Here is a 6,953-nt window from a genome sequence, read left to right on the forward strand (position 1 = left end):
TCCGCCGGGCAGTCGACAGAGGACGGAACAGCGTGTTGTCTGTCCGGCCGCTGTCGCCGGAGACCGTTCTCGCTTGCCACGCCGCCTTATCGAACTGCCCTTGCTGCGCCGGCTGAAGCCGGGGCTCTACGTCCATGACGAGGAGGCCCTGAACGCCGAGCCGGCGCTCGATCTCCTCGACGAGGCGATCACGCCGGTCAGCGCCTTCTTCATCCGCAACAATGGCGAGCTTCCGGACATCGCCGATGAAGGCTCGTGGACGCTGACGATCGACGGCGAGGTCGAGCGTCCGGCCGTCTGGACGCTTCCGGCGCTGCGGGAGGCTTTCGAGACGGTCACCGAGACTGCCGTGCTGGAATGCGCCGGCAACGGCCGCGCCCAATTCTCGCCCGCGACCGACGGGTTGCCGTGGCGGCTCGGCGCGGTCGGCTGTGCGCGCTGGACCGGGGTCAGGCTCGCCGATGTGCTGAACCATGCGGGCGTGAGGCCGGGCGCCGTCTATACCGCCCATTTCGCGCCCGACCGGCAGATCGGCAAGCCGGAGAAGGAGGCCCTGTCGCGCGGCCTGCCGATCGCCAAGGCGCTGTCGCCGGAGACGCTGATCGCCTTCGCCATGAACGATGAGCCCCTGCCGCGCCTGCATGGCGGGCCGCTGCGCATCGTTGCGCCGGGCTATCCCGGCTCAGCCTGGCAGAAATGGCTGAACCGCATCAGCCTGCGGACCCAGGAACATGACGGCGAGAAGATGCGCGGCACCGATTACCGCCTTCCGATCCATGCGCTGCGGCCGGGCGAGCCGCTCGATCCCACCCATTTCGCCGTGATCACCGACATGCCGGTGAAGTCGCTGATCACCCGCCCGACGAATGGCTTCACCGTGGCGGCGGGCGAGATGGTCGCGGTCGCCGGCTTCGCCTGGAGCGGCGCCATTCCGCTTGCCGCAGTCGAGCTCTCCTGCGACGGCGGAAGCCGTTGGGACGAGGTCGCGCTCGAACCGGGCGAGGGCCCCTTCGGCTGGCGTCGTTTCGAGACCCGTCTGCCGGCCGTGGCGCCGGGGCCGCTCACGATCATGGCCCGCGCCCGGGATGCGGCCGGGAATTGTCAGCCGCTCGAACCGCCGTGGAATCCGCGCGGTTACTGCAACAATCAGGTGCAGCGCGTCAGCGGGACGGTTACGGCGCGCGACGCGAGGGGTTTGCGCGAGGAATTTTCTCGGGGCATTTGAACCTTTTACGGCGCGGGCGCGTCTAACCCCTCGAGTCTGCCGCTGCCGGCACGGCTCTGCCGCCTCGGTCACTCCCTCCTCCCATCGGCGACCGAGGCGGCTATTTCTCTTTGTTTCGGCTCTTCAGGCGGCCAGCAAGGCACGGCCGTCGCTGGCATGGCCGGTGACCGAGACGATCCGCCCCGCTTCGATCTCGCTTGCGAGCCGGACGAGCGTGAAATCCTCGGCGCGGCCGGTMTTGCCGCGYTCSGTCAGCACCGAGAGCGCCCGGCCCATCCGGGCCGCGAGGTGCCGCTGCTGAGCCGTCGCGGCGGCCGCACGCAGCCTCGATGCCCGCTCCGTCACGATCTCGCCGGGCAGTTGCGGCATGCGCGCGGCCGGCGTTTCGGGCCTCGCCGAATAAGGAAAGACATGGACGAAGCTGAGCTCGCATTCCTCGATGAGGGACAGCGAGCGGGCGAACATCGCCTCATCCTCTGTCGGGAAGCCGGCGATAAGGTCGGCGCCGAAGACGATGTTGGGGCGCAGGCGCCGCATCTCGTCACAGAAGCGGATTGCGTCGCTACGGCTATGCCGGCGCTTCATGCGCTTGAGGATGAGGTCGTCGCCATGCTGCAGCGACAGGTGCAGATGCGGCATCAATCGCGCTTCCGTGGCGATGAGATCGCGCAAGGCGTCGTCGACCTCGACGGCATCGATCGAGGAGAGGCGCAGGCGCGGCAGCTCCGGAAGTTCGCGCAGGATCAGCGCTGCGAGCGTGCCGAGCGTCGGCTCGCCGGGCAAGTCGCGGCCATAGCTGGTGAGATCGACGCCGGTCAGGACGATCTCGCGCGCGCCGGCCTCGACGAGACGTCGGCACTGGGCAAGGACATCGCCCGCCGGCAGCGAGCGCGAATGGCCCCGGCCGAAGGGGATGACGCAGAAGGTGCAGCGATGGTCGCAGCCGTTCTGCACCTGCACGAAACCGCGCGTATGCCCGGCGAAGCGGCCCGTCGGCGCCGCGCGCATGGTCGCATGGGCCATGATGTCGCCCACTGCGAGCTTGTCGGCAGGCAAGGCCTGCTCGCCGCCGAGGCTGTTGGAACGGGCAAGCGCCTCCCAGCTCTCCGGCCGCAGCTTCTCGTCATTGCCGAGGACGCGGTCGGCCTCGGGCATGGCGGCAAAGCGGGCCGGCTCGATCTGCGCGGCGCAGCCGGTGACGATGACGGGCCGGTCCGGCTGCTCGCGCTTGAGGCGGCGGATGGCCTGACGGGCCTGCCGGGTCGCCTCGGCGGTGACGGCGCAGGAGTTGACGATCGCGGCGTGTTTCAGCCCGGCGGCTTCCGCCTGGAGCCTGAGCGCCTCGCTTTCGACGATGTTGAGGCGGCAGCCGAAGGTGACGACCTCCAGAGCATTTCCCCGTTTCTCCGAAACGGGGAAATGCTCTGATCCTTTGTCTTCTCGCATTTTCTTCACGCGAACCGGTGTCCACTTCGCTCAAAAATGCTTCGGCCCCATCAGGCCGCGCTCTCGAACAGGGATGGATCGAGCGTGCCTTCCCATTCGAACTCCGCCGCGCCTGTCATCAGGACGTGGCCATCGCTCTCGCGCCATTCGATGGTGAGATCGCCGCCCGGTAGGCTGACCACGGCCTTGCGGGCCGATAGCTCACGGCGCACTGCGGCGACCAGCGCCGCGCAGGCGCCCGAGCCGCAGGCCTGGGTGATGCCGGCGCCACGCTCCCAGACACGCAGCACGATATGGTCGGGGGCCTTGACGGCGGCGAGCTCGATATTGGCGCGGTCGGGGAAGATCGGGTGGTTCTCGAGCAATGGGCCGATCTGCGCGAGATTGTAGGCATAGGGGTCCTCGACGAAGAAGACCGCATGGGGATTGCCCATATTGACGGCGCAGGGCGTGTGCAGGATCGGATCGTCGATCGGGCCGATCTGCAATTCGAAGCGGCTGGTATCCTCGAAGGGCTCGGCGAGCGGGATCTCGTCCCAGGCGAGGCGCGGGGCGCCCATGTCGACGGTGAAGATCGTCTCGCTCTCGCGCCTGACCGGCAGCAGGCCGGCCTTGGTCTGCAAGGTCAGGCTGGTCCTGGCGGGGTCGCCCATCCCGGGGTCGGCGACCATCGCCCAGGCGACGCAGCGCGTGCCGTTGCCGCAGGCGCCGGCCTCGGAGCCGTCGACATTGTAGATGCGGACGAAGGCGTCGGTGCCCGCGACCTGGGGATCGTGCAGCACCATGAGCTGGTCGAAGCGGGCGCGCGGCTCGGCGGCGATGGCGCGCGCGTCGTCGGCGCCCACCAAGAGCTTGGTACCGCGCAGGTCGAGCACGGTGATCTGGTTGCCGAGCCCGTTCATCTTCAGGAACCGGCGATTGGCCAGAGCGTTCATTTGGTCACACGTCCCATGAATAACGGGTCTATGACGGAGGCGACGTGAAAAAGCCACCCTCGTCCCCGTTCCTGAGAGAAGGTGGACATTCTATGCTGCGCTGCAAGGGCGCGAATCGCGAGAAGCTAGGGCCGTGACGATGCGGTATTTCCGGATTTGTGTTCTGGCCTGCACCGGCATGGCCGGTGCCGTGTCGATGGCCTTCGCCCAGGCGACGGTTGCTCCGCCTTCCGCCGTCCAGTCGGTGCCGCTTGCCCCGCCGCCCGGCGCGACCCCGGTACAGGTGCCTTCGGCCCCCAATCAGGGCCCGCCCGCAGCGGTTCCCGATTCGCAGCCCTCTCCGCAGCCGGTCCAGCCCGCGCCGCCGCCGCCCTTTCCGGTGACGCCGCAGCCGGTTCAGCCCGCGCCGACGCCACAGCTTCCGCTGGAGCCGCAGCCGGTGCAGCCGCCGCCGACCCTGCCGGCGCCGGGCCAACCGCTGCCGCCCGTCCCGCAGCAACAGCAGACCGGTGTGCCCGACCCGAATTCCACGCTGGCCGGCAAAGGCTCCGATACGAGCGATGTCGCGGAGGTGACGCTCTCGCCCAAGCCCGTGCTTCTCCTGTCAGGGCAGGCGACATGGGATCAGGGCTTCCAGAAGCTCTCCGACAGCTTCAAGGCGTTGCGGGCCGAGGCGCAGAAGGCGGGGCTCACCGCCGCCGGCCGGCCGCTGACGCTCTTCGTCGAAACGACGGATGAAGGCTTCCGTTTCGATGCGATGCTGCCGGTCGCGATCCCGCCGGGCGGTCAGGCGCCTTCGCTCGGCGCCGATTTCAAGATGTCGACCTCGCCCGCCGGGGCGGCGCTGCGCTTCCTGCATCAGGCGCCCTATGACGACATCGATTCCACCTATGAGACGATCACCGCCTATCTGGAGGCGAAGAGCATCGTCGTGAAGGACGCCTTCCTCGAGGAATATGTCAGCGATCTCAACGATCCGGGCGATCCGAATCTGGAGATCAACGTCTACGTCCAGCCGAAATAAGGCGGGGCGTCACGCGCTCCAGCTCAGGCCCGGCCGCATCGGCCGGAAGCGCTCTTCCGGCAAGCCAGCGGCAGCCAGCGCCGCCTTCAGTGCCTCGGGCGGGCGCTCGACGCCCTCGTCGGTGAGCTGGAAGGTACCCCAGTGGTGGCCGATGGCCTGTTCGGCGCGAAGCGCCTGCATGACCTTCACCGCCTCTTCCGGGTTCATGTGGTTGTCCGACATGAACCAGCGCGGCTCATAGGCGCCGATCGGCAGCACGGCGAGGCTGAACGGGCCATGGTCACGGCCGAGTCGCTCATAGAGCGAGCCGTCATGATAGCCGGTGTCGCCGACATGGAAGAGCTTCGTGCCGCCGGTTTCGAGGATGAAGGAGCACCACAGCGCCATGCGCCGGTCGAAGGCGCCGCGCGCTGACCAGTGATAGGTCGGCACCAGCGTGACGGCGACGGCGTCGGAGAGCTGCAACCGGTCGTCCCAGTCATGCGCCTCGGTGCGGGCATCGGGGATGCGGGCCCTGACGATGGTGTTGTTGCCGAGCGGCATGATCATCCGCGGCCGGTCGCGATGGTGGATCCGCGCCAGCGTCTCGATATCGAGATGGTCGTAATGATTGTGGGTGATCAGAACCGCGTCGATCTTCGGCAGGTCGTCGAAGGCGACGCCGGGCGCGTTGACGCGCTTCGGCCCGAGGAAGGTGAAAGGGCTCGCGCGCTCCGAATAGACCGGGTCGATCAGCAGGTTGAGGCCTGCGATCTGGTAGAGGAAGGAGGCGTGGCCGAGATGGACGATGCGCACGCCACCGACCCGCGCCGGCGGCTTGTCCTGCGCAGGCGCGGCGTATTGCGGCGGGAAGGCTTCGCGCTCGCGCTTGCCGGTCTGCCAGCGCAGCACGTCCATCAGCCCCTTGTTGATCGTACGGCCGTCGCTGAAGACGAGACCGTCGAAATGGTCGCTGACGGGCCCCTGGTAATAGGGGTTGCGCGAGCGGGAGATCGCGGCCCAGGCCGCACCGGTCGAGGCCAGCAAGGCACCGAGACCGAGGAAGGAGAGGAGTTTGCGGCGGTTCATGGCCCGGTAGAAGTAGGCGGTCGTGACGTTCGATCAAGACCGCCTGCGGCAACAGGGCTTCCGAAAGGCGATGGCCGTCAGTTGCTGCCGGAGCGGATCGCCATCGTCGCGACGCCGGCGCCGATCAGCAGCGTGCCGCCGGCCTTGTTGAACAGGCCGATGGCGCGCGGATTGCTCACCACGGCGCGAGCCCGGGAGGCGATCAGCGCGTAGCCCATGGCGTTGGCGAAGGCGAGGCCGATGAAGGTCGTCTCGAAGATCAGCATCTGCGTCCAGAAATCGCCCTTGGTGTCGAGGAACTGGGGGAGGAAGGCGACGAAGAAGGTGATGCTCTTCGGGTTCAGCGCCGTCACCAGCCAGGCATGGCCGAGCATCTTCCAGGCAGGGGCGGCATCCTCGCGCGGCTTGGCATCCAGCGTGCCGCCGGCGCGGAAGAGCTTGATGCCGAGCCAGATCAGATAGGCCGCGCCGATCCATTTCAGCGCGGTGAAGATCATGGCTGATGTTGCGAGCAGGGCGCCGACGCCGAGCATCGAAAGGGTCATGGCGGTGAAGTCGCCCAGCGCGACGCCGACCGCGATCGGGAAGGCCGTGCGCCAGCCCTGGCCGAGCGCATAGGAGATGACGAGCAGGATCGTSGGSCCSGGGATRACGAGSAGGACGGCGGTGGCGGCSGCGAAGGCGGCCCAGGCTTCGAAGGTCATGATGATGGCTCCCTGAAAACCAGAGCCATCACCAGAAGCGGGTGCTTGTAAAGAGGTCAGCCGCGAGCGGCGTCGACAAAGTTGCAGAAGCCGCGGCGGACCTCGCCCTCATGGCCGATCTGGCCTGCCTGGACGGTGAAAACGAGATCGAGGCGGGTTGCGCCGCCGCTCTTGCGGGCGGTGATGCGCAGCGATTGCAGGCGGCCCGAGCCGGCTCCGTCCTGAAGGGCGGTGAGCGTGTTGGTCGCCTTGTCGACGCGGATCCCGCCAAAACCTTCGGCGGACACGGCGCGGGCGGCGCCATTAATGGCCTTGGCCGGCGGGCTCTTGACGAGGTCCCAGGTGCGGTAAGTGATCTCCGACAGCATCGGCACGCCGGCGCTGGTGAAATTGGTGGAGCAGGGCTGCGCCTGGGCTCCGTTCAGGCCGGCAAAGGCGGCGGACACGGCGATGACACAAGGTATCAGGAGGCGGGTAGGCATCGTTGCGCTCGCAATCGATTAAGGGACGCCCTCCGTTACCGAGGTTGCGGCATCCTGTCACCGTAACCC

The 6,953-nt window shown here is 67.9% G+C and carries 7 protein-coding genes; 2 read left to right on the forward strand and 5 right to left on the reverse strand.

Annotated features, from left to right (window positions below; translation table 11 throughout):
• Positions 1-73: 73 nt before the first annotated feature.
• Positions 74-1,225: a sulfite oxidase gene (locus tag AB4Y99_RS15575; RefSeq protein WP_441523934.1), complete on the forward strand. Its 1,152-nt coding sequence runs from the start codon at positions 74-76 to the stop codon at positions 1,223-1,225.
• 123 nt (positions 1,226-1,348) lie between these two features.
• Here the strand turns inward: AB4Y99_RS15575 and mtaB are convergent, their stop codons facing one another.
• A complete protein-coding gene (mtaB, locus tag AB4Y99_RS15580) occupies positions 1,349-2,671 on the reverse strand; it encodes a tRNA (N(6)-L-threonylcarbamoyladenosine(37)-C(2))-methylthiotransferase MtaB (RefSeq protein ID WP_441523935.1) in 1,323 nt (440 codons plus the stop codon).
• Between the two features lie 50 nt (positions 2,672-2,721).
• Positions 2,722-3,606 (reverse strand): diaminopimelate epimerase, encoded by an 885-nt coding sequence (dapF, locus tag AB4Y99_RS15585; RefSeq protein ID WP_112762715.1) that lies wholly within the window; start codon positions 3,604-3,606, stop codon positions 2,722-2,724.
• A gap of 139 nt (positions 3,607-3,745) precedes the next feature.
• On the opposite strand from dapF, the gene AB4Y99_RS15590 reads away from it, so the two are divergent.
• Complete coding sequence (locus tag AB4Y99_RS15590) at positions 3,746-4,630, forward strand: GyrI-like domain-containing protein (RefSeq protein WP_113252576.1); 885 nt, start codon at positions 3,746-3,748, stop codon at positions 4,628-4,630.
• 9 nt (positions 4,631-4,639) lie between these two features.
• On the opposite strand, the gene AB4Y99_RS15595 is transcribed toward AB4Y99_RS15590, so the two are convergent.
• From AB4Y99_RS15595 to AB4Y99_RS15605, 3 genes are all read right to left on the reverse strand, one after another.
• Positions 4,640-5,698, reverse strand: a complete 1,059-nt coding sequence (locus tag AB4Y99_RS15595; protein WP_441523936.1) for an MBL fold metallo-hydrolase — start codon at positions 5,696-5,698, stop codon at positions 4,640-4,642.
• Between the two features lie 77 nt (positions 5,699-5,775).
• Complete coding sequence (locus AB4Y99_RS15600) at positions 5,776-6,402, reverse strand: LysE family translocator (protein WP_441523937.1); 627 nt, start codon at positions 6,400-6,402, stop codon at positions 5,776-5,778.
• Positions 6,403-6,458: 56 nt separating this feature from the next.
• Positions 6,459-6,884 carry a hypothetical protein gene (locus AB4Y99_RS15605; RefSeq protein WP_133562911.1) on the reverse strand — a complete coding sequence of 142 codons (426 nt, stop codon included), beginning with the start codon at positions 6,882-6,884 and terminating at the stop codon, positions 6,459-6,461.
• Positions 6,885-6,953: the final 69 nt, after the last annotated feature.

Origin of the sequence: Allobosea sp. TAB14 (assembly GCF_052113865.1) — a bacterium.
In the GTDB taxonomy this organism is placed as follows: Bacteria; Pseudomonadota; Alphaproteobacteria; order Rhizobiales; family Beijerinckiaceae; genus Allobosea; species Allobosea spartocytisi.